The following is a 25,936-nucleotide window of genomic DNA, read 5'->3' as shown; positions in this document are numbered from 1 at the left end:
GAAACCTCGAGACGGAAACGTCTCGCACAGACAGAACCTGTACACCCCGTACAGAAAAGGGAAGATGATGGCAGAACTAACGATCAGCCCCGATGAGATCCGCGACGCTCTCAAGGACTTCGTGAAGTCCTACGAGCCGAACAAGGCTTCGACCACCGAGGTTGGGTACGTCACCACCGCTGGCGACGGCATTGCTCACGTTGAGGGTCTTCCCGGCGTCATGGCAAACGAACTCATCAAGTTCGCCGATGGAACCCTGGGCCTGGCTCAGAACCTCGACGAAGATGAGATTGGTGTTGTCGTACTCGGTGAGTTCACCGGAATCGTCGAGGGCATGGAAGTTCACCGCACCGGTGAAGTTCTCTCGGTCCCCGTCGGTGACGGCTACCTCGGCCGTGTCGTTGACCCGCTGGGTGCTCCCATCGATGGTCTCGGCGAGATCAAGTCAGAAGGTCGTCGCGCCCTCGAACTGCAGGCGCCTGGCGTCATGCAGCGTAAGAGCGTGCACGAGCCGATGCAGACCGGTATCAAGGCCATCGACGCCATGATCCCCGTCGGCCGCGGACAGCGCCAGCTGATCATCGGTGACCGCCAGACCGGTAAGACCGCTATCGCGATCGACACCATCATCAACCAGAAGTCCAACTGGGAGTCAGGCGACGTAAACAAGCAGGTTCGCTGCATCTACGTAGCAATCGGCCAGAAGGGTTCAACCATCGCTTCGGTGAAGGGTGCACTCGAGGACGCCGGCGCGATGGAGTACACCACCATCGTGGCTGCTCCGGCATCTGACCCCGCCGGCTTCAAGTACCTCGCTCCGTACACCGGTTCGGCCATCGGCCAGCACTGGATGTACGGCGGCAAGCACGTCCTCATCGTTTTCGATGACCTGTCGAAGCAGGCAGAGGCCTACCGTGCAGTTTCGCTGCTGCTGCGTCGTCCGCCGGGTCGCGAAGCTTACCCGGGTGACGTCTTCTACCTGCACTCCCGTCTGCTCGAGCGTTGTGCCAAGCTCTCCGACGAGCTGGGTGCTGGCTCTATGACCGGCCTGCCGATCATCGAGACCAAGGCAAACGACGTCTCCGCTTACATCCCGACCAACGTGATCTCGATCACCGACGGCCAGATCTTCCTGCAGTCAGACCTCTTCAACGCCAACCAGCGCCCCGCTGTTGACGTGGGAATCTCGGTCTCGCGTGTTGGTGGAGACGCCCAGGTCAAGTCGATCAAGAAGGTCTCTGGAACGCTCAAGCTTGAGCTGGCCCAGTACCGCTCGCTCGAGGCATTCGCGATGTTCGCATCCGACCTCGACGCGGCCAGCCGCCGTCAGCTCGCTCGTGGCGCACGCCTCACCGAGCTGCTGAAGCAGCCGCAGTACTCGCCGTACCCCGTTGAGGACCAGGTCGTTTCGATCTGGGCCGGAACAAAGGGCAAGCTCGACGAGGTTCCTGTCGAAGACATCCTGCGCTTTGAGCGCGAGCTGCTCGACTACCTCGGCCGCAACACCACCGTGTTGAGCACGCTGCGCGAGACCAATGTTCTCGACGACGCCACTGTGGCGACGCTCGATGCAGAGGTCGACAAGTTCAAGCTCGAGTTCCAGACGGGTGAGGGCAAGCCGCTCGCCTCTGTCGGATCAGAGAAGTTTGAAGCCATCGCCGCAGAAGACGTCAACCAGGAAAAGATTGTGAAGCAGAAGCGCTAGTTCGACTCGTTCGATCACCTTCTACTTCATAAACACCTAACCTCAGAACCACAGGAGACACATGGGAGCGCAACTTCGGGTCTACCGGCAGAAGATTAAATCTGCCCAGACGACCAAGAAGATCACTCGGGCCATGGAGCTGATCTCCGCCTCGCGCATCCAGAAGGCGCAGGCGCGAGTCGCAGCGTCAACCCCGTATTCGCGTGCGATCACACGCGCGGTGTCGGCAGTGGCGACGTACTCGAACGTTGAGCACGTACTCACGACCGAGCCGGAGAAGATTGAACGGGCAGCCGTTGTTATCTTCACGTCGGACCGCGGACTCGCAGGCGCATTCAGCTCTCAGGTGCTCAGGGAAGCCGAAGAACTCAGCACACTGCTGCGCAGCCAGGGCAAGGATGTCGTGTACTTCCTTGTCGGCCGCAAGGCAGTTGCTTACTTCGGATTCCGCCGACGCGCTGCAGAGCGCGTCTGGACCGGTGGCACTGACCAGCCACAGTTCGACACAGCGAAGGAGATCGGCGACGCACTGCTCGAGACCTTCCTGCGCGATCACGAAGACGGTGGCGTCGACGAGATTCACATCGTCTACAACCGCTTTGTCAGCATGGTCAGCCAGGTTCCTGAGGTTGTTCGACTGCTTCCTCTTGAGGTTGTCGAAGGCGTAGAGCAGCCAGGCGACAAAGAGATTCTGCCGCTGTACGAGTTTGAGCCGGATGTCGAGACTGTTCTCGATGGACTGCTTCCGGTTTACATCGAAAGCCGTCTCTTCAATGCCATGCTGCAGTCGGCTGCGTCAGAGCACGCCAGCCGCCAGAAGGCAATGAAGTCCGCAAGCGACAACGCAGACAAGCTGATCACTGACTACACGAGACTGGCCAACAATGCCCGTCAGTCAGAGATCACCCAGCAGATTTCCGAGATCGTGGGTGGAGCCGACGCGCTCTCATCCGCCAAGAACTAAGCAGAGAAGAGAGAGCAATGACTGACACCGCAACCGCGCCAGTCGCGGCCGTGGCGCCGGCTGGTGCCGTGGGCCGTATCGCCCGCGTGACGGGCCCCGTCGTCGACATCGAGTTCCCGCACGACTCGATTCCCGGCATCTACAACGCACTGAAGACGTCCGTCGTCATCGGTGAGACCACGTCGATCATCACGCTCGAGGTTGCACAGCACCTCGGTGATGACCTCGTTCGTGCGATCGCGCTGAACCCGACTGACGGACTTGTCCGTGGCCAGGAAGTCCAGGACACCGGTTCGCCCATCACGGTTCCGGTCGGAAACGTCACCAAGGGCAAGGTCTTCAACGTCATCGGCGAGGTGCTCAACGCCGAGCCCGGCGAGAAGATCGAGATCACCGAGCGCTGGCCCATCCACCGCAAGCCCCCGGCATTCGACCAGCTCGAGTCGAAGACTCAGCTCTTCGAAACCGGTATCAAGTCGATCGACCTTTTGACCCCGTACGTACTGGGTGGAAAGATCGGCCTCTTCGGTGGTGCAGGTGTTGGTAAGACGGTTCTGATCCAGGAAATGATCCAGCGCGTTGCGCAGGACCACGGTGGTGTGTCGGTGTTCGCCGGTGTCGGTGAGCGTACCCGTGAAGGTAACGACCTCATCCACGAAATGGAAGAAGCAGGCGTCTTCGACAAGACTGCGCTTGTATTCGGCCAGATGGACGAGCCGCCGGGAACGCGTCTGCGCGTCGCCCTCTCCGCACTGACCATGGCTGAGTACTTCCGTGACGTGCAGAAGCAGGACGTTCTGCTCTTCATTGACAACATCTTCCGTTTCACCCAGGCCGGTTCTGAGGTGTCGACCCTTCTCGGTCGTATGCCGTCCGCCGTGGGTTACCAGCCGAACCTCGCCGACGAGATGGGTGTGCTCCAGGAGCGCATCACCTCGACCCGTGGCCACTCGATCACGTCTCTTCAGGCCATCTACGTGCCTGCTGACGACTACACCGACCCGGCTCCGGCAACGACGTTCGCCCACCTTGACGCCACGACCGAGCTGTCGCGTGAAATCGCGTCGAAGGGCCTCTACCCGGCCATCGACCCGCTGACCTCGACCAGCCGCATCATGGACCCGCGTTACTTAGGTGCAGACCACTACCGCGTGGCCACCACGGTCAAGGCGATTCTGCAGAAGAACAAGGAACTCCAGGAGATCATCGCGATCCTCGGTGTTGACGAACTCTCTGAAGAAGACAAGGTCACCGTTTCGCGCGCTCGTCGTATCCAGCAGTTCCTGTCGCAGAACACCTACATGGCGAAGAAGTTCACCGGTGTAGAGGGCTCGACGGTTCCGCTCAAGGAGACCATCGAGTCGTTCGACGCCATCGCCAAGGGTGAATTCGACCACGTGGCCGAGCAGGCCTTCTTCAACGTCGGTGGACTCAGCGACGTCGAGGAACTCTGGGCGAAGATCCAGAAAGAGAACGCGTAGCTATGGCTTCGGCGCCCCTTAGCGTCAGTGTCGTCTCGGCGGACCACCAGGTGTGGTCCGGCGAGGCCACCCTGGTCATCGCCAAGACCGTCGAGGGCGAGATCGGTATTCTTGCCGGTCACGAGCCGATGCTCGCGGTTCTCGCCAGCGGTGAAGTTCGTATCACCGTTGCATCCGGAGAGAAGATCGTGGCTCATGCCGCAGATGGTTTCCTCTCGGTAGAGAACAACACGGTCACGATCGTGGCTCGTTCGGCAGAGCTGGTCTAGCTTTCCCTTGCTGGTAGTACTTCCGCCTTCTGAAACGAAGCGCGACGGAGGCGCCGACGAGAAGCTCGATTTCGATACGCTTGCGTATTCGGAGTTGAACTCTCGTCGGCGCCTTCTCGTTCGTGCGTTGCGTTCCCTTGCCCATGATTCTGAAGCCACCATCACTGCGCTGAAGCTGGGGCCGAAGCAGCACTCCGAAATCGGCCGCAATCTGACGGTCACCTCCTCGGCGACAATGCCTGTGCTCGATCGCTACACCGGTGTGCTCTATGACGCACTCGATGCGGTGACCCTGACGCCGAACCAGCGTGATTTCGCAGCCTCCCACGTTGCTGTGCACTCTGCGCTGTTCGGACTGGTGAAGGCGCTCGACCCGATCCCGGCCTATCGGCTGTCACACGACTCCCGCATTCCTGACATGCCGCTGAAGAAGCACTGGGGCACGGCGAACGCAGAGGCGCTGGCGTCTGAAACAGGCCTGATTCTCGACTTCCGATCTGAGGCATACGTCGCGCTCGGACCTGCTCCGAAACGTGATGGCTCGTACTTCCTCAGGGTGGTCACCGATTCTGGCGGTCGTCGCCGGGCGCTCAACCACTTCAACAAGAAGTCAAAGGGTGAGTTCGCACGTGCGATCATCGAGAACTCGCGGGACTTCCGCACGGCCTCTGAGCTGATCTCGTGGGCTACCGCTGCCGGCTATCGGCTCGATCATGGTGCCGCAGGCGAACTTGAGCTCGTTGTTGACGAGGTTGTTGCCAGCAAGCGCGGCTGATACTGCGAATCCGACACAGGGCGATGCGCGGTGCCTTCGTGGTTCAACAACCACTGTTTGGTCACCGTGCCCTGTCCCTGGCTATAACCGGTGATGTGTCCTGAGACGCCGAGCACGCGGTGGCAGCCAATAAGCAGCGGCTGGGTGTTGGCGGCAACTGCAGCGCCCACCGCTCGTCCGGCCCCTGGTTTGCCGACATCCAGCGCGATCTGCCCATATGTCGCATGTTCACCGAACGGGATGTCGGCGATCCGTTGCCAGACCCGACGTTGGAATTCGGTTCCGTCAGGGGTGGCCAGCCTGACGGTGAACAGGGTGCGTGTGCCGGCGAAATACTCCTGGAGCTGCCGTGCTGCTGCGCGGAGCGAGGTCGTTGCCCGCTCAGGCTGGCCATCGTGGGGAAGCCTTCCGTCGCTCTCGAGCGTCACCGCCACGATCTCGCCTCCGGCGTTCGCCGTAAGTTCAAGCCGCCCGACCGGACTCTCGAAGCGGACGAAGGCGAACTCGGCCTCAGCCGCAGGTGCCGCGGCGCTGTCGATTGTGCTGTCGTTTATTGGTTTCATGGCGCGAGGCTAGCGAGCGGCCGTCCACAGAGCTGCGGTCAACAACCACGTGGTGCACGCCGAGACGATACGTGCTTCTGTGGAGGAACCCCGCACCAAGTTAGGGTGGGCAGATGACGTGGATCGAAGTTGCAGACGGCGTGTATCAACAGCGGTATGAGCCACTTGACGTCTCGGTGTGCCTGATCCGCGGCGACGGCGGGCTCCTGCTGGTGGACACCAGGAGTAACGCCAGGGAGGCCGCTGAGATCGCCGATGACGCCCGAGTTCTGGGCGCGGGTGAGATCCGCTGGGTCGTCAACACCCATGCGCACTACGACCACACGTTCGGCAACCAATACTTCGCGCCGACAGCGCCGATCTATGGTCACCACCTGATTCCGAGCCACTTTGAGCAATACGAGGCACCGAGACTCGCCGCCTGGCAGCAGGATCCGTCTGCTGCGCCGCAATATGACTGGAAGGGGGTCGTGATCACGCCACCGAGTCACCTCGTGCACGACCGACAGTCGCTCGATATCGGTGGCCGGATTGTCGAACTCATTCCGTTGCCGCAGGGCCACACAAACACAGACCTCGTCGTGCATGTGCCAGACGCCAACGCCTGGCTGGTGGGGGACGTCATCGAGCAGTCGGGACCCCCGATGTTTGGCTCAGGGAGTTTTCCCCTTGACTGGCCTGCTTCCCTCGACCTCCTCGGCGGCCTGATCGGAGAGACGGATGCCGTTGTTCCCGGCCACGGAAGCGTCGTCGACAGGTCGTTCGTTCGCGCTCAAGCCGGGGTGCTCCACGTCATCGCTGACGGCATCCGTTCTGCTCATGCGGTCGTCGAGCCCATCGAATCGGTAGGTGAACGTCTGGCATCGATCACGTCGATGCCCCTCGAGTTCATCGAGATCGCCGTATTGCGCGGCTATAGCCAGCTCGCAGCTGAACGCGCCTGAAGAACTTGCACTCTGCCACGGGTGCGAGTGGCCTGCCATGGACCTAGGCTGTGAGGATGGCAGAGATTCACTACCGAGCACTGGGCGATTCTGGCCTGATCGTTTCGACCATCGGACTTGGCTGCAATAACTTTGGGCGTACCGGAACCGCCACGCAAACCCAGGCCGGCACGAACGCCGTGATCGATGCTGCGATCGATAGCGGTGTGACTTTCTTCGACACCGCCGACATCTACGGTGCAGAGCGCGGCCTCAGCGAGACGCTCATGGGCAGGGCGCTGAAGGGCAAGCGCGATCAGATCGTTCTTGCCTCGAAGTTCGGTATGGACATGGGTGGTCTGAACGGCCCCGACTGGGGTGCTCGGGGATCGCGCCGATACATCCGATTAGCCGTTGAGGCATCGCTTCGCCGGTTGCAGACCGACTGGATCGATCTGTATCAGCTGCATCAGCCAGACCCCCTTACTCCGATCGAAGAGACGCTCGCAACCCTCGACGACCTGATCACCGAGGGCAAGATCCGCTACATCGGGCACTCCAACCTCAGCGGATGGCAGATCGCCGAGGCCGAGTTCACCGCGCGAATCGGTGGTCACCCGCGATTCATCTCGTCGCAGAACGAATACAGTCTGCTGGTGCGCGATGCCGAAGATGAGGTGCTGCCCGCGGTCAACCAGTACGGCTTGGGATTCCTGCCGTTTTTCCCGCTGTACAACGGCCTGTTCACCGGAAAATTCACTCGTGATGGCGGCCCTGCCGACAGCCGGATCATGATGATCCGCAAGCATCTGCTCGACAACGCGCCATGGGAACTCATCGAGGAATACCAAAAGTTCTGCGATGAGCGAGAAATCACCATGCTCGCTGCGACGTTCGCTTGGCTGCTGGCCCAACCCGGCCTGACCAGTGTGATCGCCGGTGCGACCAAGCCGCAACAGATCATCCAGAATGTCGAAGCGGCGACGGCATGGCAGCCGTCGGCCGACGACATCGCCTGGATCTCGCAATTGTTCGAATAACGAGGACTGACTGACGCATCCGCTGCAGTCGAAGGGGAGTTGCCGTGCTGTGGAAATTGCTGGTGCACTATCTCAAGCCGTATACGCGGCTGCTTGTCGGCGTCGTGATTTTTCAGCTCCTGCAGTCAATCGCCTCTCTATACCTGCCAACTCTGAACGCCGACATCATCGACAACGGTGTGGCGACGGGGGATACCGGATACATCCTGCGCACTGGTGGGTTGATGCTGCTCATCACGTTCGCGCAGATCGTCTGCGCCATCATCGCCGTGTATTTCGGCGCGAAGGCAGCGATGGGACTGGGCCGCGATCTACGCGCTTCCGTCTTCACCCGGGTCGGTGAGTTCTCCGAACAGGAGGTGACCAAGTTCGGGGCGCCCTCGCTGATCACACGATCGACCAACGATGTGCAGCAGGTGCAGATCATGGTGCTGACCTCCGCGACACTGATGGTGGCCGCGCCAATCCTCTGCGTCGGCGGCATCATCATGGCGATGAGGCAAGACCTTCAGCTGTCCTGGCTCATTGCCGTCGCTGTTCCGGTGCTGCTCATTGCCGTGTTGCTGATCGTCACGCGCATGGTTCCGCAGTTCCGAAAGATGCAGAAGCGCATCGACACCGTGAACCGCGTGCTCAGGGAACAGCTGACCGGTATCCGCGTCATCCGCGCGTTCGTTCGTGAAGACGTCGAGACCAAGCGCTTCGGCACGGCCAACGCCGAGGTGACAGACACTGCGCTGCGTGCCGGACGCCTGATTGCACTGATGTTCCCCGTCGTCATGCTGGTGCTGAACGTCTCAAGCGTCGCGGTGATTTGGTTCGGTTCGTTCCGTATCGAGGATGGCTCGATGCAGGTCGGTACGCTGATCGCGTTCCTCAGCTACCTGATGCAGATTCTGATGTCGGTGATGATGGCCACGTTCATGGTCATCATGATTCCGCGCGCGGCAGTCTGCGCCGATCGAATCAGTGAGGTACTCGACACCGAATCAAGCGTGCGTCCGCCGGTAGACCCGGTGAACGAGACGACCGGCAACGGCCAGGTGGAGCTGATCGACGTCGCATTCGCCTATCCGGGTGCCGAACAACCGGTGCTCAGCAATGTGACATTCTTTGCCAAGCCCGGTGAGACGACCGCCATCATCGGCAGTACCGGATCGGGTAAGACCACCCTGATCAACCTCATCCCGCGGCTCTTCGATGCAACGAGCGGGGCGGTGCTCTTCGACGGAGTCGATGTCACGGAGCTAAACCCCGACCTGCTCTGGGGCCATATCGGGCTGGTGCCGCAAAAGCCCTACCTCTTCTCAGGCACCGTGAGAACCAACCTGCAGTACGGCAAACCGGATGCCACCGACGACGAGATCTGGCAGGCTCTGACGACTGCTCAAGCCAAGGACTTCGTTGAAGACATGGAGGGCGGTCTTGATGCGCCGATCTCCCAGGGCGGTACCAGTGTTTCGGGTGGTCAGCGCCAGCGGCTGGCGATCGCCAGGGCTCTGGTGAAGCGGCCGAAGCTCTATATCTTTGATGATTCGTTCTCGGCCCTCGATCTGGCGACCGATGCCAGGCTCAGGCAGGCGCTCAAACGGAACACTGATGGGGCAACGTTGATCATTGTCGCGCAGCGAGTTTCAACCATCATCGATGCCGACCAAATCCTGGTACTTGATGACGGGCAGATCGTGGGGCGTGGCACCCACGACGAACTTCTGGAGTCGTCTGAGACGTACAGAGAAATCGTCTTGTCACAGCTGGCAGCGGAGGAGGCAGCATGAGCGACGACAGCGACACGACCGACGACAACACAACGACCCGTCGACCTGCGCCACCAGCTGGTCCGAGAGGTCCAGGCGGCCCGATGGGCGGAATGGGAATGCCCGCCGAGAAGTCGATGAACTTCGGCCCGTCGGCCAGACGACTGCTCGGCACTCTGCGCCCTGAGCGGATGCTGCTGTCCCTGGTCATCGTGCTGGCCGTGGTCAGCGTGACGTTCTCAGTGCTCGGCCCCCGCCTCTTGGGAGAGGGTACCAACCTGATCTTCGCCGGCGTTATTTCCAAGCAGCTGCCAGCTGGGGCGTCTCAGGCTGAGGTGATCGCCGGACTCCGTGCGCAGGGCGATAATCAACAGGCCGACATGCTCAGCGGTATGACCCTGATACCGGGTACCGGTATTAACTTTGCTGCGCTCACCAACGTGTTGATGTGGGCGCTGATCCTCTACATCCTCGCCTCGGTCTTCAGTTATCTGCAGGCGTACGTGCTCAACGGCATCGTGCAGCGCACCGTCTACCGCCTGCGCGAAGATGTCGAGGCCAAGATCAACGATCTGCCACTCCGATACTTCGACACCATGCAGCGCGGAGAACTGCTCAGCCGCGTCACCAACGATGTCGACAACGTCTCGCAGAGTCTGCAACAGACGCTGAGCCAGGTCGTCACCTCGCTCTTGACCGTCATCGGTGTGCTGCTGATGATGTTCCTGCTGTCGCCTCTGCTCGCCCTGATCGCACTCGTCACTGTGCCGCTCACCCTGATCATCACGATGCTGATCGCCAAGCGGTCGCAGAAATTGTTCGTTGCCCAGTGGACCAATACCGGTGAGCTGAACGCTCAGATCGAGGAGACTTACACCGGTCACGCACTCGTGAAGGTGTTCGGTCGTCAGCACGAGGTAGAAGAACGATTCGCCGCCAAGAACGAAGAGCTGTTCAAAGCGAGCTTCGGTGCCCAATTCATCAGCGGCTTGATCCAGCCGGCCCTGACATTCATCGGTAACCTCGTGTACGTTGCGATTGCCGTCGTCGGTGGTCTGCAGGTGGCATCCGGTGCAATGCAACTCGGAGACGTGCAGGCGTTCATCCAATACTCCCGGCAGTTCACCCAGCCGCTCGCCCAACTTGGCTCGATGGCGAATCTGCTGCAATCCGGTGTCGCGTCGGCCGAGCGGGTGTTCGAGCTGCTTGACGCCAAGGAGCAGAGCCCAGACCCTGACCCGGCAGAGAGTCCCGTCGAGAACAGGGGGCGGCTGGTCTTCGAGGACGTGTCGTTCAGCTACTCACCTGACAAGGCGCTGATCGAAGACCTCAACCTGCATGTTGAGCCGGGCCAAACCATCGCTATCGTCGGCCCGACCGGCGCAGGTAAGACCACACTGGTAAACCTGATCATGCGCTTCTACGAGCTGGATGGCGGCACCATCACGCTCGATGGTGTCAACATTGCCGCCATGACCAGGAACGATCTACGGTCACGCATGGGTATGGTCCTACAGGAAACGTGGCTCTTTGGCGGCACAATCAGGGACAACATCGCATACGGACGACCGGATGCCACGACAGAGGACGTACTCGAGGCGGCCAGGGCCACCTACGTCGACAGGTTCGTGCACTCGCTGCCAGACGGGTACGACACAGTCCTCGACGACGAGGCGAGCAACGTGAGCGCGGGGGAGAAGCAGCTGCTCACCATTGCCAGGGCGTTCCTCGCGAAGCCCAGCGTGCTGATCCTCGATGAAGCGACCAGCTCAGTCGATACGCGCACCGAGGTGCTGGTGCAGAAGGCGATGAGCGCCCTGCGCGCCGACCGGACGAGTTTCGTGATTGCCCATCGCCTGTCGACGATCAGGGATGCCGACCTGATTCTGGTCATGGAGGCTGGGCACATCGTCGAGCAGGGCACGCATGCCCAGCTGCTCGCTGCCGAAGGTGCCTACTACAACCTGTACAACGCCCAGTTCGCCGCCGCGATCACTGACGAGGTGTAACAGGAGTACTGACAAGGTGTGACGGGAGTCATCCACAGGCTCTCGGTCGTGAGAGTTCTACACAGGTTGCGGCATTGCGGCGCCGGGCGACCTGCTGTGGCGCAGGGTTGCCCCATGCAACCGACCATTGTGAAAGCGAAGGGACCACAGGACCTCCTGGCCCTGGTTCCCCAATTGAGCGGCTTCGTGCCGGAGAACAGCGTAATACTCGTCGCCTTCAGGGGATCCCGAACCTGTGGCGCATTGCGCTTCAACCTTCCAGACCCCGACCTGTCAGAGGCGGTGTACAAACGCATCGCGACCACAATCGTCGGCACACTCTGCAGACTGCCAGGTGTCGACGCGGTTGTGCCCGTGCTCTACACGGATGATCGATTCGACGAGTCAGTTGGGCTGCCGCACCAGCGGTTCGCGACGACTCTGCTCTCCCGCATCGAAAGCTCGGGATTCGTGATCACTGATGCGCTGTGCGTTGGCAGCGATGGCTGGGGTTCCTTCCTCGACCCCGAGTGCCCAGGCTCTGGTCGCCCCTTGAGCGCGATCGCGCAGTCGCCGCTGAATGATGTGCTTCCCGAGGAGCGAGCGCAGCTCGGCCGGCTGCTCAGCCGCGCCGATCTTCCTGAGGTCGACCGGGCATCGAAGGAGCGGTTCGGCAGGACGTATCGGCGATACCTTGCCGCGGTGCATGCGCCCGATGCTGCCATGGCGCTCATCGACACGCTGACCGACCTGCTCGACCCTGTCGAATTGGCTGAGCTCGCCCTTGAATGGGACCCTGACGATCTCGCCGTTGACGAGGCCGTCGCCCTGCTGCTTCTCGTGCAGAGCCCGGCCAACCGTGACCAAATGATGTTGCAGTTCGCCTTCGGCAAGGAGCAGGGTATCGAGTCGTACATCCTCAACCAGCACTACGCCGCAATTCAGCGGTCTACCGGCCAGAGCATGGACGACATCGTACGAGACGAGCTCGAGCAGCATGCCGCAGACAGGGCAGCGGACCTGACCGATAGAGAGAGCCGATCGATTCCCGACCTCGGATCCGATCTCATCCTGGGCATGACTGACGAGCGACCAGACCCGGAGAGGATCGAGCGTGCACTCGCGCTTCTGAAGCGGGTGGTTGCACTCGCCCCGAAAGCGGCAAGACCTGCACCCCTGTGCATTCTGGCCTGGCTCTCGTGGGCACTTGGCCGCGGATCTGTCGCGGGAATCTTCCTCGACCGGGCTCTCGCCATCGATCCGAGCTATGGGATGGCGTTGTTGCTGAACACCGTGATGTCATCGGGTCATCTGCCTGAGTGGGCATTCGCCGAACAGGAAGGAGACGAAGAGTAGTTGTGGTTCTGGCGCGTCAGGGAGCGGCTCGGGCTACCGCTCCCTGACGCGGTCTGGTGGTTTAGAGGTGGTTCGTGGCCTCTGACAACACCCCGCGGAGGATGCTTCCGATTTCGCGAATCTCCGATGGGCCGATGGTGAGCGGGGGAGCGAGCTGCACGACGGGGTCGCCGCGGTCATCCGCACGGCAGTAGAGGCCCGCGTCGAACAGGGCACCAGAGAGGAAGCCGCGCAGCAGACGCTCGGACTCCTCGTCGTTGAAGGTCTCCTTGGTCTTCTTGTCCTTCACCAGCTCGATGCCGAAGAAGTAGCCGTCTCCGCGAACATCGCCGACGATCGGCAGGTCGAGGAGTGTTTCGAGTTCTGCCCGGAACAGCGGCGAATTCTCTCGCACGTTTTCCAGCAGCTTCTCTTCTTCGAAGATGTCTAGGTTGGCCAGGGCAACAGCGGACGACACCGGGTGGCCGGCAAATGTGTAGCCGTGGTAGAACGCAGTGTCGCCGTGCTTGAAGGGCTCGTAGATACGGTCGCTGATGATCGTGGCGCCGATCGGCGAGTATCCACTCGTCATGCCCTTGGCGCAGGTGATCATGTCGGGCTGGAAGCCGTACGCGGTGGAGGCGAACATCTCGCCGATGCGACCGAAGCCGGTGATGACTTCATCGGCAACGAGAAGGACGTCGTACTTGTCGCAGATCTCGCGCACACGCTGGAAGTATCCGGGGGGAGGCGGGAAGCAACCACCCGAGTTCTGAACCGGCTCAAGGAACACGGCTGCAACAGTTTCAGGACCTTCGAACTGGATCATCTCTTCGATCCGATTCGCTGCCCAGACACCGAACTTCTCGAGGTCTTCGCCGAGACCGAGTCCTGGGCTCATTTCTTCGGCGCGGTAGAAGTTCGTGTTTGGAACGCGGAACCCACCCGGGGTCACCGGCTCGAACATTTCTTTCATCGCGGGGATGCCGGTGATCGCCAGCGCGCCCTGCGGGGTGCCGTGGTAGGCAACGGCCCGCGAGATGACCTTGTGCTTGGTGGGTCGTCCCTGCAGCTTCCAGTAATACTTCGCAAGCTTGAATGCTGTCTCAACGGCTTCGCCGCCGCCGGTGGAGAAGAACACGCGGTTGAGGTCACCAGGGGCGTACGACGCGAGGCGGTCAGCCAGCTCGATGGCGTTCGGGTGGGCGTACGACCAGATCGGGAAGAACGCGAGCTCTTCAGCCTGCTTGGCGGCAACCTCGGCGAGGCGCTTGCGACCGTGGCCGGCGTTGACAACGAACAGCCCGCTCAAGCCATCGATGTACTTCTTGCCGTTGGAGTCCCAGATATGGTGACCGCTGCCCTTGGTGATGATCGGCACGCCCTGGCCTGACTCAAGTACTGACTGGCGGGCGAAATGCATCCAGAGGTGATCCTTGGCCTTCTGCTGCATTGCAGCGTTCTCGGCGTCGCTGTACACGGTGGGTGCTGATTGGTTGAATGACATCTTTATCGTGTTCCCCAGTTATAGAACTGCTTATGCAGCTTGAGATAGACAAATGTCTCGGTGGAGAGGACCCCATCAAGATTGCGGATCTGCGAATTGAGTAGGGCTATCAGCTCCTCATCGTCTTCACAGACGACTTCGGCCAAGAGGTCGAAGCTGCCTGCCGTCAGGACGACATAGTCGATTGCGGGGATCTCTGACAATTTTTCGGCCAGGACTCGGGTGTCCCCTGATGCACGGATGCCGATCATGGCCTGGCGGGTGAATCCGAGCTGCATCGGGTCGGTGACGGCGACGACCTGCATGACGCCGGCATCCGTCAACTTCTGCACACGTTGTCGGACTGCCGCCTCGCTCAAGCCGACAGCTTTGCCGATCTCTGCATAGGAGCGTCGCCCGTCCACTTGCAGCTGCTCAATGATCTTCTTGGAGACAGCGTCAAGTTGCATCGGCTTGGCCGTGCTGCGCCCAGGTGCACTCATGCAACGATTGTGGCATTGAATGAGTACCTCAACAAGCGAATCCGTGGCGAAACGCCTCAAAAACTGCGGATTCCTAACACTTTGCGCTCTGATGCAACAGGGTGAACGCATTAGAATCGCCCCCATGAGCGATCGAGAACTACGTAATTTTGTCAACGGCGACTTCGTTGAATCGACGTCAGATGCACGCCTGAATCTTGTCGATCCAGCGACCGAGGCCGTCTACGGCACCAGCCCGATTTCAAGCGCGGACGACGTGAACGGTGCATACAAAGCCGCAGCTGCCGCCTTCGAGACGTGGGGCGAAACCACGCCGTCAGAGCGCCAGCTTGCACTCTTCCGGATTGCGGATGCTGTCGAAGCCCGCGTCGAGGAATTCGCCGACGCTGAGTCACGCGACACCGGAAAGCCGCGTGCCACCCTCGTCGAAGACGAGATCATGCTCTCGGTCGACCAGATCCGCTTCTTCGCCGGAGCCGCACGCAACCTCGAGGGCAAGTCAGCCGGCGAGTACATGGCCAATCACACGTCATTTGTTCGTCGCGAGCCCATCGGCGTCGTCGGACAGGTCACACCGTGGAACTACCCACTGAACATGGCGGTCTGGAAGTTCGCCCCTGCGCTGGCTGCGGGAAACACCACAGTGCTGAAGCCTTCTGACACCACGCCGAGCGCCACGCTGTTGCTGGCCGAGGTTGCCTCTGAATTCCTGCCTGCCGGCGTGCTCAACGTCGTAATGGGTGACCGCACCACCGGTGCAGCAATGATCGACCACCGGATTCCGCAGCTCGTCTCGATCACCGGATCTGTCAGAGCGGGCATGGAGGTCGCCAAGGCAGCATCCGTCGATCTCAAGCGCGTGCACCTGGAGCTGGGCGGCAAGGCGCCCGTCATCGTCTTCGATGACGCCAACATCGAGTCGGCCGTCGCCGGCATCGCCGCAGCCGGATACTTCAACGCCGGCCAGGACTGCACAGCGGCAACGCGAGTGCTCGTGCAGGCCGGCATCCACGATGAGTTTGTTGCCGCGCTCGCCGCGTACGCCAGGGACAACGCGAAGACCGGTGCACCGGATGAAGCAGGCATCCTGTTCGGCCCGGTCAACAACGCGAACCAGCTTGCTCAGGTGAGTGGATTCATAAACCGTCTGCCCGACCACGCGGTGATCGAGCTCGGCGGGCATCGCCAGGGCGACATCGGCTACTTCCACGAAGCCACGATCGTCAGTGGGCTTCAGCAGAACGACGAGGCAGTGCAGAACGAGATCTTCGGCCCCGTCATCACGGTCCAACGTTTCAGCGATGAGGCCGAGGCGCTGCGCTTCGCCAACGACTCGCTTTATGGGCTTGCATCGTCAGTATGGACAAGCAACCACGGCAGGGCGATGCGCCTGGCCAAGGGACTTGACTTCGGCTGCGTCTGGATCAACACGCACATTCCGATCGTCGCTGAGATGCCGCACGGTGGTTTCAAGCATTCCGGTTACGGTAAAGACCTGTCGATGTACGGGTTCGAGGACTACACGCGGATTAAGCACGTGATGTCATACATCGGAGAATAGAGTCAAGCGAAGTGTGACGGGAGGCAGGGACGCATGATCACTGGTCGTGTGGGCTGTTCCCTGGCGTCCGGCCACGAAGCCAGCTGGCTCTTCGTCGTCGGACGCGCCTTCCTCGCTGCCGTTCCTGCCGCGACATCGCAGGCCATCGTCGATCGCCTCAGCGCGATCGTCGCTCAGGATGCGATCGACGTGGAGACCGTCGTTGCACTGCTCCCGCTGTCTGGGGCAGATGCGATCCCGAGTTTTGTCGTGATCGTGCCGGAATCCTCCGGGCCTGAGCCGGCAGACGACTCAGACGGCGTCGGAGTCTCTGCGGTTATCCGGGGCGAAATCGTCGCCGACATGTACTCGGTCGGTGGCTCGCGCAGGTTCAGCGACCGCGACATCCGACCGTGGCTGTTGGCCGATTTTCAATCGGTGATCGGAATCGCCATCGGTGATCCAGCAGGACCGGTGCTTCCCGAAGATCGCCTGCGCGGCGGATCGCCTCTGGACGCCGGGATAATTGCCGGTCAGGCCCTGCACTGGTCGCGAAATGTGGGGGCTGACGCAGCGATCGATCCGGATGCGACTCTCAGTAAAGCTGCTGCGTACGCATCGAGCACAGAGGCAGCGCTGAGGCACCAGATCCAGGCGGTCCACACGGTGACGGGCATCCCGTTGGCTGACACCGTGCTCAGGTCAAACGTTCGGATGCCGGCCAGCGATGCTGACACTGTCATCACAACTCCCCGCCTTACGCCGCTACTCGTTCACGGCACCGCTGTCGCTGAGGAGGATAGCGAACCCACCCCCGCCACCGGTTTTTTCAGGTTCACCCTGCACAGCAAGCGCTCGGGTCATGACAAACACTTTTTGCTGGCGGCACCCTGCGTCCTGGGACGCCACCCTCGTTCACCTCGCGTGTCTCACGGCGTAATTCCTCGGCTGATTACCGTGGACTCACCCACCTCGGCGGTCTCGGGAACACATCTGGAAATCCGCCAGCTGGGCGACGCTGTTGTCGTAACAGACCTCGGTTCGACCAACGGTACCCGCGTCACCGCGAGCCCTGGGAACACCCAAAGATTATCGCCCGGGTCTTCGCTTGTGGTGTTGCCTGGCGCGCGGGTAGACATCGGTGACGGTAATATCATCGAGATCCTCCCGGTTGGCATATGAGCATCACGCCCGCCGGCACATCCGCATTCGGAAGGCGCCACCTGTGACCCAGATCGGTCAAGGCTCGAACAACTTCACTGTGACATTGCCGTCTGGTGAAAACACCCTTACTCTCTCGTGGGCGTCGTTGACAGACACCGGTCATCGCCGTGAAGTCAACGAAGACTCAGTGGTGAGTGTTCCGCCGATCTTTGCGGTGGCAGACGGCATGGGCGGCCATTCCGCCGGCGACGTCGCCAGTTCGGCGGTCGTGACCAGGCTGGCTGAGTTTGCGCATCGCTCGGAGACTGATGCCTCGTCGATCACACGAGCGCTGTCGCTCGCGGTAGAAGACATGGCCAAGGGCGAAGGCGTCACGGACCTCGGCACCGGGACCACAGTGACGGGCGTCGCGCTCGCGCTTGAATCGGGCGCTCCGCAATGGATCGTGTTCAATATCGGTGATTCACGGGTGTACCAGCTGGTCTCAGGGGTGCTCGAGCAGATTACCGTCGACCATTCAGTGGTCCAGGAGCTCGTTGATGCCGGCCGGATCACCCGCGAGGAAGCCGATGTGCACCCGCACGGCAACGTCATCACCAGGGCCGTCGGATTCCACGAACCACCGGTGCCTGACTTCCGGATCTTGCCGGTGATCCCTGGTATGCGAATCCTGGTTTGTTCGGACGGCCTCACCAAGGAACTGACGCCATACGGCATCCGTCATTTCATGTTGTCAAACCCGAACCCAGCCGATGCCGCTGCAGCGCTGGTCACTGCGGCCCTCGAAAACGGTGGCAGAGACAACGTCACGGTCATCGTGCTCGACGTTCTCGCCCCTTCACGTGCGGACGACGAGGCCCTCGGGTTGAGTGCAGGAATTAACGGCTGACCGGGTCGCCGTCCTGTTCACGAGCCATTCCTTCCCTAGAATTGGGTAACGCTCGTTGGTGCATCATTTGCGGCGCACTCTGAATGCCGAGACACCCAGTTGCCGTAAGAAAGCGGGAGGCGATGACTACACGACGCTTGCCGTCTGCGCCTCCGAACCTGTCTGGATTCTCCTACGTCAGGGCACTCGGTTCCGGTGGTTTCGCCGACGTATTCCTCTTCGAACAGAGCATGCCGCGCCGTCAGGTTGCCGTGAAAGTGCTTCTCACCGAAGTCGTCAACGATCGGGTACGCCAGCTTTTCCAGGCCGAGGCGAATCTCATGGCCCAGCTCAGCTCGCATCCTGCGATCCTGACCGTCTATCAGGCAGGCGTCTCATCAGACGGCCGTCCATATCTGGTGATGGAGTATTGCTCTGCAACCCTCAGCCAGCGGTATCGCTCAGAGGCGCTGCCGGTGCCGGAAGTGCTGCGAATCGGCGTCAAGATAGCCAGCGCTGTTGAGACAGCCCATCGCGCCGGAGTGCTGCACCGCGACATCAAGCCGTCAAATATTCTTATCACCGCATATGGGCATCCCGTGCTCTCCGACTTCGGTATCGCTGCAACTCTTGGCGATGCCGAAGAAACCGAAGCCATGGGACTGTCGATTCCGTGGTCAGCGCCGGAAGTTCTCTTCGACGAGGTTTCTGGATCGGTCGCGGCCGAGGTGTGGTCTCTCGGCGCAACGCTGTACTCGCTGCTTGCAGGTCGTTCGCCATTTGAGCAGCTGGGTACAGATAACACTCCCGCCGAGCTGATGGCGCGGATCGCGAAGGCGAAAGTGCCGCCGCTAGACCGTCCGGATGTGCCGGGTCGACTCGAAGCTGCGCTGCGGAAAGCCATGTCCAAGCGCCCAGAGCAGCGCCAGCAGAGCGTTTTGGAACTCATCAGAGAGCTGCAGAGCGCGGAAGCCGAGCTTGGACTCGTGCAAACTCCGCTCGAGGTATCGATGGACGACTGGGCCCAGGTTTCGCTTGCAGACCCGGACGACAAGACCAGAATCAGCGCCGTGCGCACTGTTGAAGCCGCGTCCACACGGCGACGCCGGAAGCCGAGCGGAGCACTGACTAAGCCGCGCTCAGGCACTCTGCCGTCCCACAGCCTGAGCAACCAGAGCGGATCAGGAGATCGGTCAGCAACCCGCGGATCACGGGCAGGACTGGTGTGGGGGATGGTCGCCCTTGCCGCAGTGATGGTTTCGCTGGCGGCCGTCGGCGTGACAATGCTCACGCGAACCGCGGCCGCTGACATCCCCACGGTGAACAACATCGACGGAACAGTTTCATCCGGGGTCGTAGTCTTCAGCTGGGACGACCCGGGGATCCGCGCGGGTGATTCCTATGTGGTGACCCTGGGATCCGGCGAGAGCAGCATGCAACGCAGCACTGAATTCAGCATCGACCCGCGTGGAGACGATCGGGTCTGTGTCACCGTCGCTGTGAACCGTGAGGGCAGGACAGGCGCGGCAAGCGGGCAGAAGTGCGTTGACGTGGCGAGCGAAAGCACTCCATGATCTTCCGCTGGATCCGGATTCATCTCGCCCAGACCATCACATGGGCGAGTGGGGGAATCGTCGTCGCGTTGATCGCCACACTTGCCGTCGTCTCCGGGGGATACACGGCACAGCGGATGGACCTCGGCGACGCTGCAGTGTGGGTGGCAAATGAATCACGGCAGATCGTGGGTCGTGCCAACACGGCACTTCGCCAGTTGAATACCGTGGTGACCTCCGGCGGCACGAGTCTTGACGTCGTGCAGAGCGGATCGAACGTGCTGGTCATCGATCGCACGAGCGGCTCGCTTGACATCATTGACCCGGCGACCGCCGCTGTCACGTCATCGGTGCCGCTTCCTCCGGTTGCGCCGGCCGTGCACCTGACGGCCTCGAACGCAGTGATCACCTCGGACGGTGATGTGTGGAGCGTGCCGGTGGAGGCACTTGACGGATTCAACAGCGCGGCGCCCCCGATGCTGTCCCTCGGCACAGGCGCAGTCACCAGCGTCGATGCATCCGGTGTCCTGTTTTCGTTCACGCCGTCGACGGGCAATCTGTCACGAGCAGACACCGCGCACGCTGACACGGTGAGCGCCATGGAGACCATCGACGCGGGCGCATCGAACGACACGTATGAACTCACCAGCGTTGCCGGCAACTGGGCGCTGCTGAATACGTCGACGCAGCAGCTGTTCATGAGTGGCATCCAGGTAGACCTCGCCAAGCTGCTGGCCGATGGGACGTCAGCACGACTGCAGTCACCCAGCGTGTCTGGCGACCGGGTACTGATCGCGCATCGCGGCGGACTCATCGCTATCGGACTCGACGGCGGGGATCCCCGCTCGATCGTCACCGCTCGAGACGCTCTGCCGGCCGCACCCGTCGTGACGGCCGACTGTGCCTTTGCGGCCTGGACAGACGGTGCCATCTGGCGTTCCTGCGAGAACAGCAGAGAGACCGGTGGCGCGCTCGACGAGAACGACGCCGAGCACACGGAGGGCACTCTCTCCGCGCTTGATTCGCTTGGCGGTGATGCCAGACTCGAGTTTCAACAGAACGGAAGCGGACTGTTGCTCAACGATGCCCGCGGTGGCGCCGCCTGGGCAGTCCAGGCAGACAACCAGCTCATCGACAACTGGGCCGAGCTGATCGACAACGTCACCGATCAGGAGGAGCTGGAGACCAACAGGGACGACACGCCTCCTGAGCTTGAAAAAGTGCAGGTTCCTCCCGTCGCCGTCGATGATGCATTCGGTGCTCGTCCGGGGCGAGCGAGCGTGCTGCCTGTCCTGCAGAACGACTACGACGCAAATGGCGACGCCCTGGTTGTCAGCGCAGTCACCGGTTTTCCCGAAGATGCCGGGCGGCTCGATCTCATTTCAAACGGTCAGCAGGTGCAGGTGACCCTCGCCGCAGAGGCATCGGGCGTGCTGACTTTCAGCTATGAGATCAATGACGGCAGGGACGGGGTTGCCCGCGCAAATGTGACGATCACCGTGCGTGGTCCGGAAGAGAATTCTCCGCCGGTACAGACCAGGGCAACAAGTGCGGCCGTCGAGGCCGGTGGACGAGTGACGACACGTACGCTCGGTGACTGGGTCGACCCAGACGGCGATTCGTTCTATCTCTCAGAGGCGAGCGTCAGCGACCCCGATGGCATTAGCTTCACCCCAGAGGGTAATGTGACGTTCACTGACGCCGGTACTGGCCCTGAAGCGAAATCCATCGGGTTGTCGGTGTCCGATGGGCGAGCAACGGGAACCGGCAGCATCGCTGTCACGGTGAAGCCCGATGGAATAGTGCCCATCGTCACAGACACCTTCGTCGTACTGGCCTCTGTCGGAACCGAGGTGTCGATCTCACCGCTCGAGCACGCCCGTGGCGGTTCCGCCCCGTTGCGCCTTGGCAGTGTGCCGTCGAAGCCGAATGCCACGCTCACCGCTGACTTCGATGGTGGAACTTTCAGATTCGTGAGCGCCCAACCTGGTACCCATTACGTTGACTACGCGGTGACCGACGGAACGACGACCGCCAACGGTCAGGTGCGTATCGACGTCAGCCCAACCGACGACTCAAATGTGAAGCCGGTGACGGTGCCACACACCGCATTCGCTCGCACCCAGCGCTCCACGCTTGTCAACGTGCTTGCGGGCGATTTTGATCCTGCCGGGGGAGTGCTGCTCGTCACCGGCACATCGAACGTGCCGGCAGACAGTGGAATCCGCGTTGAGATTCTGGAACAGCGCACGCTCAGGGTGACGCTGACCAAGCCAGTGGACGGCGGATCTGCCGTCTTCAACTACACCGTCAGCAATGGTCTCAGCGAGGCGACGGGCTCCGTCACCGTGATGCAGATCCCTGAGCCGCTGCACGCGCAGGCTCCCATCGCGAAGCCAGACACCATCTCCGTCAGGGTCGGGCAGGTTATCGATATCCCGGTGCTCGACAACGACGAACACCCTGATGGCGATCTGCTGACCCTGAACAGCACGTTGACCACGCAACTCCCGGCGGAGTCTGGGCTGCTGTTCACCTCAGGAAATGTGCTGCGTTACCTCGCGCCCAACAAGCCGGGCAACTTTACGGCGGTTTACCAAGTCGACGCGCCCGATGGGCAGTTCGCAACGGGCGAAGTCACCATCTCGGTGCGAGAATCCGATCCGGCATCCAATCACGCCCCCGTGCCGAAGACAGTCACTGCCAGGGTGCTCGCCGGTGAACGTGTCATTATCCCCATCCCATTGACAGGGATCGACGCCGATGGCGACTCCGTGCAATTGCTCGGGCAGGAGACCAACCCGCAGAAGGGTGCGGTGACGAATGTCGGTACATCGTCGATCGAGTACCTTTCCGGGGATTATTCGGCCGGAACAGACACGTTCACATACACAGTGATCGACTCGCTCGGAGCTCGAGCGACAGGGACCATCAGAATCGGCATCGGCCAGCGGCTCGACGGCGCCCGCAACCCGATCGCCGTTGAAGACGAGGTCACCGCACGGCCAGGCAGCACCGTCTCAGTCCGAGTGCTCGACAACGACTCAGACCCCGACGGTGGCACTGTGGCGATCACCAGTGTGATCGCTACGGGGAATGCCGCGACGGCGAAGGTGAAGAACGATTTCGTCGTGGTCGCGGTTCCGGAAAGCGAGGGTCGATTCGGTTTCATTTACGAGATTCAGAATGAGCGTGGCGGGACCAGCTCCAACTTCCTGACGGTCGTCGTGACAGCTGATGCTCCGCTGTCGCGTCCGGATGCCAAGGACACTGTATTGGCGCTGTCCGACATCCTCGACCGCACGACGATCGACGTCGACGTGCTGGCCAACGTGTTCTTCGCTGATGGCTCAGAGCGTGACCTGGGGCTGTCGCTGTTGCCGGGCTTCGCCGATTCTGCTCGCGTGACCAACGGCAAAAAGATCGAAGTGACGATCGCCGACAATGCACAGATCATCCCGTTCACTGTCACTCATCCTGAGGATCCCTCGATCGTGGCCAACGCATTCATTTGGGTGCCCGGGTTCAACGATGCTTTGCCGCAGCTGCGAAAGGGAGCCCCCAAGCTCAGTGTGCAAAGTGAGTCGGCACTCGCGATCGACATCAACGACTTCGTTGTTGCCGCGGGAGGAAAAACCGTCACCCTGGCAGACAAAACAACTGTGCAGGCGACCCACTCGAACGGTGCAAATCTCGTGGTGAGCGATGGCAAACTCTCATTCACCAGTGAAGACAGGTTCTTCGGACCAGCATCAATTTCGTTCGAGGTGACAGACGGCGATACCGCAGCGGTGGGAGGCCCCCGCACCGCCACGATCGTCTTGCCGATCACCGTGACGCCCAGAACGAACCAGCCACCGACATTCACCGGTGCCGTCATCGACTTCGAACCAGGTCAGTCCAAGGTGATCGACCTCGTCAAGCTCACGACATACCGGTACCCGGATGATTTGGGTCAGCTCAAGTACACCGTGCTGGATCCCAAACCCACAGGATTCAGCTGGACGCTCGACGGTCAGAAGCTCACCGTCCGAGCTAGTCCCGGTACTCAGAAGGGAGCAGCTGCGACGCTCTCGATCGGGGTCACCGATGCGCTGAACGACGGCAGCTCAGGCAAGATCGATATGCGAGTTGTTGCCTCGACGAGGCCCATCGCCGTGCCTGCATCTGATTCCGCCGTCGTCAAGCGTGGCCAGACGACCTCGATCGATGTGCTCGCCAACGACAACGCAACAAACCCTTTCCCCGACGTTCCGCTGCGCGTGGTGTCTGTGCAGGGTCTGGACAGCTCGGCGTTGCCTGAGGGAATCTCGGTCAGCCCGAGTGCCGACAACAGCACACTCACTGTTCGGGTGGCGGCAGACGCCGCCGCCGTCGACGCGACGCTGCAGTACCAGGTTGCCGATGCCACAAGCGATCCGAGCAGGTTCGCCTGGGGGACAGTGCAGATTTCGGTGCAGGACAAAGCGGATCCGGTCACCGGTCTCGCCGTCACGGGCTTCGCCGATGGCACTTTGACAGTTTCGTTCAATCCGGGGGCGTTCAATAACTCACCCATCACCGCCTATGAGGTAACGCAGATCGATGCCGGATCAGGGGCGTCAATCAGCATGTCGGAGTGCACAGCTACCACCTGCACAGTGCAGACCAGGGGTAACGGTCAGGCGAACGGCGTACGTATCTCCGTCGCGGCCAGAAATGGCGTCGGCCTCTCTGACCCGACGACGTCACGTGCAACTGTCTGGTCGGATGTCATCCCCGCAGCACCCACAGGGCTCGCGTCTGCGCCGCTCGACAAGGGACTGAGGCTCAGCTGGGCGACTGTTCCGGTTGGCGGCGGCGGAACCGAGGTATCAAGCTACGTCGTTACGGTCAACGGAGTGCAACAGTCAGAGGTGAGCGCCGCTGGGGCGGCGTGTACCGCGGATCGCTGTTCGGTCGAGGTCGGATCACTGACCAATGGCGCAGCGGCGACCTTCTCGATCAGCGCTCGAAACGGCGCGTATCCCGCCCTGACAACGTGGAACAGCTCTAGTGGGTCTGGAACCCCGTTCGGCGCACCCATCGCCGGCAGCGTGTCGGCAAGTGGATCTGTCACCGACGCCTCGGTGACAGTGGTGTGGAGCCCGTTCGACGGCAACGGCGACGCGATCACTGGCTATGTCGTGCAGCGGGTCAACTCCGGAGCGATTCCGGGTGGCGCGCAGGCGTGCACGGTATCAAGTCCTGCACCCGGCGCTGTCTCAATCCCGGCGGTCGGTGGACCTGTTCTCGGACAGCGAGTCGTCGGGTCAAACGTGACGTCAGCAGTGTTCACCGGCCTGACCGAGTCGGGCGCCGAGTACAACTTCGTCGTGTGGGGCTACAACAGGGCAGGATGCGTCGCGAAGGCTTCCGGTGCTGTGACTGTGCGTCCAGCGGTCGGCACAGTCACGGCACAGACCGGAGCGATGGAGGTCAGGGGCGACACGATCGACTACCACGTGACCGGAATTTCCTCGAACGGGGCCGCCGAATTCGTGCGCTACGAAATTCGCGCGGGGGAGGGCAGCAGCGTGGTTCCGTTCGCCGGAACCGGCTGGCCGCGAGAGCTCCTCACGCAGCCGTGGGGCGCCGCGGTGCAGTTCCAACTACGTGGATGCACGGTGTGGGGAGAATGCGGTGCGTGGTCGAGCACCTTTACGGCACCGCAGCCATCGCTCTCGATCTCATTCACGATGAGCGGCCTGGTCTATGACGAGACGACAGGCGTATTCAGCTGGACGGGCGGTCCGGAGAACGGGAACAACCCGGCAACATACACCTGCGCTGTGCGCGACGACCCGGCATCCGTCGTCGTTGCGGATCCCGCGACGAACACGTGCACGCTGCTCGCGCCGGCCCCGGCTGGAACAGTGCGCCTGAACATAACCGTTACGGTGGGCGCCAATACCTTCATCCACAGTGACGACCTGTAATCATTGACACGTGACCAGCACCGATTTCCCGTCGACAGTGAATGACCCAGCCAGAATCGAGAGAG

The 25,936-nt window shown here is 61.4% G+C and carries 18 protein-coding genes; 15 read left to right on the top strand and 3 right to left on the bottom strand.

Annotated elements, in window-relative coordinates; translation table 11 throughout:
• Positions 1-67 precede the first annotated feature (67 nt).
• The 5 genes from atpA to ACMT3I_RS13705 all read left to right on the top strand — a co-directional run bounded on the left by atpA (position 68) and on the right by ACMT3I_RS13705 (position 5,194).
• The gene (gene atpA / locus ACMT3I_RS13725; protein WP_414805076.1) at positions 68-1,705 is read left to right on the top strand and encodes a F0F1 ATP synthase subunit alpha; all 1,638 of its coding nucleotides are present in this window, start codon (positions 68-70) and stop codon (positions 1,703-1,705) included.
• 61 nt (positions 1,706-1,766) lie between these two features.
• Positions 1,767-2,669 carry a F0F1 ATP synthase subunit gamma gene (locus ACMT3I_RS13720; protein WP_414805075.1) on the top strand — a complete coding sequence of 301 codons (903 nt, stop codon included), beginning with the start codon at positions 1,767-1,769 and terminating at the stop codon, positions 2,667-2,669.
• A gap of 17 nt (positions 2,670-2,686) precedes the next feature.
• Entirely contained in the window at positions 2,687-4,150 is a 1,464-nt protein-coding gene (gene atpD / locus ACMT3I_RS13715) for a F0F1 ATP synthase subunit beta (protein ID WP_414805074.1), read from the top strand.
• 2 nt (positions 4,151-4,152) lie between these two features.
• Positions 4,153-4,419 (top strand): F0F1 ATP synthase subunit epsilon, encoded by a 267-nt coding sequence (locus ACMT3I_RS13710; RefSeq protein ID WP_414805073.1) that lies wholly within the window; start codon positions 4,153-4,155, stop codon positions 4,417-4,419.
• A gap of 7 nt (positions 4,420-4,426) precedes the next feature.
• Entirely contained in the window at positions 4,427-5,194 is a 768-nt protein-coding gene (locus tag ACMT3I_RS13705) for a YaaA family protein (protein ID WP_414805072.1), read from the top strand.
• On the opposite strand, the gene ACMT3I_RS13700 is transcribed toward ACMT3I_RS13705, so the two are convergent.
• Positions 5,131-5,757: a methylated-DNA--[protein]-cysteine S-methyltransferase gene (locus ACMT3I_RS13700; protein ID WP_414805071.1), complete on the bottom strand. Its 627-nt coding sequence runs from the start codon at positions 5,755-5,757 to the stop codon at positions 5,131-5,133. The genes ACMT3I_RS13705 and ACMT3I_RS13700 overlap by 64 nt on opposite strands.
• 113 nt (positions 5,758-5,870) lie before the next feature.
• Between ACMT3I_RS13700 and ACMT3I_RS13695 the strand changes: the two genes are divergently transcribed.
• The 5 genes from ACMT3I_RS13695 to ACMT3I_RS13675 all read left to right on the top strand — a co-directional run bounded on the left by ACMT3I_RS13695 (position 5,871) and on the right by ACMT3I_RS13675 (position 12,821).
• Complete coding sequence (locus ACMT3I_RS13695; protein WP_414805070.1) at positions 5,871-6,701, top strand: MBL fold metallo-hydrolase; 831 nt, start codon at positions 5,871-5,873, stop codon at positions 6,699-6,701.
• Positions 6,702-6,757: 56 nt separating this feature from the next.
• Entirely contained in the window at positions 6,758-7,720 is a 963-nt protein-coding gene (locus ACMT3I_RS13690; RefSeq protein WP_414805069.1) for an aldo/keto reductase, read from the top strand.
• Between the two features lie 44 nt (positions 7,721-7,764).
• The gene (locus tag ACMT3I_RS13685; RefSeq protein ID WP_414805068.1) at positions 7,765-9,498 is read left to right on the top strand and encodes an ABC transporter ATP-binding protein; all 1,734 of its coding nucleotides are present in this window, start codon (positions 7,765-7,767) and stop codon (positions 9,496-9,498) included.
• Positions 9,495-11,486, top strand: a complete 1,992-nt coding sequence (locus ACMT3I_RS13680; RefSeq protein ID WP_414805067.1) for an ABC transporter ATP-binding protein — start codon at positions 9,495-9,497, stop codon at positions 11,484-11,486. Before ACMT3I_RS13685 ends, ACMT3I_RS13680 begins: the two co-directional genes overlap by 4 nt.
• A 114-nt stretch (positions 11,487-11,600) precedes the next feature.
• On the top strand, positions 11,601-12,821 hold the full coding sequence (locus ACMT3I_RS13675; RefSeq protein ID WP_414805066.1) for a DUF4192 domain-containing protein: 1,221 nt from the start codon (positions 11,601-11,603) through the stop codon (positions 12,819-12,821).
• Between the two features lie 61 nt (positions 12,822-12,882).
• Here ACMT3I_RS13675 and ACMT3I_RS13670 read toward each other — a convergent pair whose 3' ends face one another.
• Together ACMT3I_RS13670 and ACMT3I_RS13665 are read right to left on the bottom strand one after the other, a co-directional pair.
• The gene (locus ACMT3I_RS13670; protein ID WP_414805065.1) at positions 12,883-14,307 is read right to left on the bottom strand and encodes an aspartate aminotransferase family protein; all 1,425 of its coding nucleotides are present in this window, start codon (positions 14,305-14,307) and stop codon (positions 12,883-12,885) included.
• Positions 14,308-14,309: 2 nt separating this feature from the next.
• On the bottom strand, positions 14,310-14,789 hold the full coding sequence (locus ACMT3I_RS13665) for an Lrp/AsnC family transcriptional regulator (protein WP_414805064.1): 480 nt from the start codon (positions 14,787-14,789) through the stop codon (positions 14,310-14,312).
• A gap of 124 nt (positions 14,790-14,913) precedes the next feature.
• On the opposite strand from ACMT3I_RS13665, the gene ACMT3I_RS13660 reads away from it, so the two are divergent.
• From ACMT3I_RS13660 to ACMT3I_RS13640, 5 genes are all read left to right on the top strand, one after another.
• A complete protein-coding gene (locus ACMT3I_RS13660) occupies positions 14,914-16,350 on the top strand; it encodes a gamma-aminobutyraldehyde dehydrogenase (protein ID WP_414805063.1) in 1,437 nt (478 codons plus the stop codon).
• 33 nt (positions 16,351-16,383) lie between these two features.
• Positions 16,384-17,511, top strand: coding sequence for an FHA domain-containing protein (locus ACMT3I_RS13655; protein ID WP_414805062.1), 1,128 nt, complete (start codon positions 16,384-16,386; stop codon positions 17,509-17,511).
• Between the two features lie 43 nt (positions 17,512-17,554).
• Positions 17,555-18,382, top strand: a complete 828-nt coding sequence (locus tag ACMT3I_RS13650; RefSeq protein ID WP_414805061.1) for a PP2C family protein-serine/threonine phosphatase — start codon at positions 17,555-17,557, stop codon at positions 18,380-18,382.
• A gap of 122 nt (positions 18,383-18,504) precedes the next feature.
• Positions 18,505-19,935 (top strand): serine/threonine-protein kinase, encoded by a 1,431-nt coding sequence (locus ACMT3I_RS13645; protein WP_414805060.1) that lies wholly within the window; start codon positions 18,505-18,507, stop codon positions 19,933-19,935.
• On the top strand, positions 19,932-25,871 hold the full coding sequence (locus tag ACMT3I_RS13640; RefSeq protein WP_414805059.1) for an Ig-like domain-containing protein: 5,940 nt from the start codon (positions 19,932-19,934) through the stop codon (positions 25,869-25,871). The genes ACMT3I_RS13645 and ACMT3I_RS13640 overlap by 4 nt, the downstream gene beginning before the upstream one ends.
• Positions 25,872-25,936 lie beyond the last annotated feature (65 nt).

Source organism: Leifsonia sp. A12D58, from assembly GCF_047530025.1.
Lineage (GTDB): Bacteria > Actinomycetota > Actinomycetes > Actinomycetales > Microbacteriaceae > Cryobacterium.
Note: the sequence above shows the minus strand (reverse complement) of the source record. Positions and strands in the feature narration are given on the sequence as shown.

Coding starts and splice junctions, on each gene's coding strand:
- ACMT3I_RS13700 (WP_414805071.1), bottom strand. CDS start 5,757: ATGAAACCAATAAACGACAGCACAATCGACAGCGCCGCGGCACCTGCG.
- ACMT3I_RS13665 (WP_414805064.1), bottom strand. CDS start 14,789: ATGAGTGCACCTGGGCGCAGCACGGCCAAGCCGATGCAACTTGACGCT.
- ACMT3I_RS13670 (WP_414805065.1), bottom strand. CDS start 14,307: ATGTCATTCAACCAATCAGCACCCACCGTGTACAGCGACGCCGAGAAC.
- atpA (WP_414805076.1), top strand. CDS start 68: ATGGCAGAACTAACGATCAGCCCCGATGAGATCCGCGACGCTCTCAAG.
- ACMT3I_RS13720 (WP_414805075.1), top strand. CDS start 1,767: ATGGGAGCGCAACTTCGGGTCTACCGGCAGAAGATTAAATCTGCCCAG.
- ACMT3I_RS13640 (WP_414805059.1), top strand. CDS start 19,932: ATGATCTTCCGCTGGATCCGGATTCATCTCGCCCAGACCATCACATGG.
- ACMT3I_RS13680 (WP_414805067.1), top strand. CDS start 9,495: ATGAGCGACGACAGCGACACGACCGACGACAACACAACGACCCGTCGA.
- atpD (WP_414805074.1), top strand. CDS start 2,687: ATGACTGACACCGCAACCGCGCCAGTCGCGGCCGTGGCGCCGGCTGGT.
- ACMT3I_RS13690 (WP_414805069.1), top strand. CDS start 6,758: ATGGCAGAGATTCACTACCGAGCACTGGGCGATTCTGGCCTGATCGTT.
- ACMT3I_RS13675 (WP_414805066.1), top strand. CDS start 11,601: ATGCAACCGACCATTGTGAAAGCGAAGGGACCACAGGACCTCCTGGCC.
- ACMT3I_RS13655 (WP_414805062.1), top strand. CDS start 16,384: ATGATCACTGGTCGTGTGGGCTGTTCCCTGGCGTCCGGCCACGAAGCC.
- ACMT3I_RS13645 (WP_414805060.1), top strand. CDS start 18,505: ATGACTACACGACGCTTGCCGTCTGCGCCTCCGAACCTGTCTGGATTC.
- ACMT3I_RS13660 (WP_414805063.1), top strand. CDS start 14,914: ATGAGCGATCGAGAACTACGTAATTTTGTCAACGGCGACTTCGTTGAA.
- ACMT3I_RS13695 (WP_414805070.1), top strand. CDS start 5,871: ATGACGTGGATCGAAGTTGCAGACGGCGTGTATCAACAGCGGTATGAG.
- ACMT3I_RS13710 (WP_414805073.1), top strand. CDS start 4,153: ATGGCTTCGGCGCCCCTTAGCGTCAGTGTCGTCTCGGCGGACCACCAG.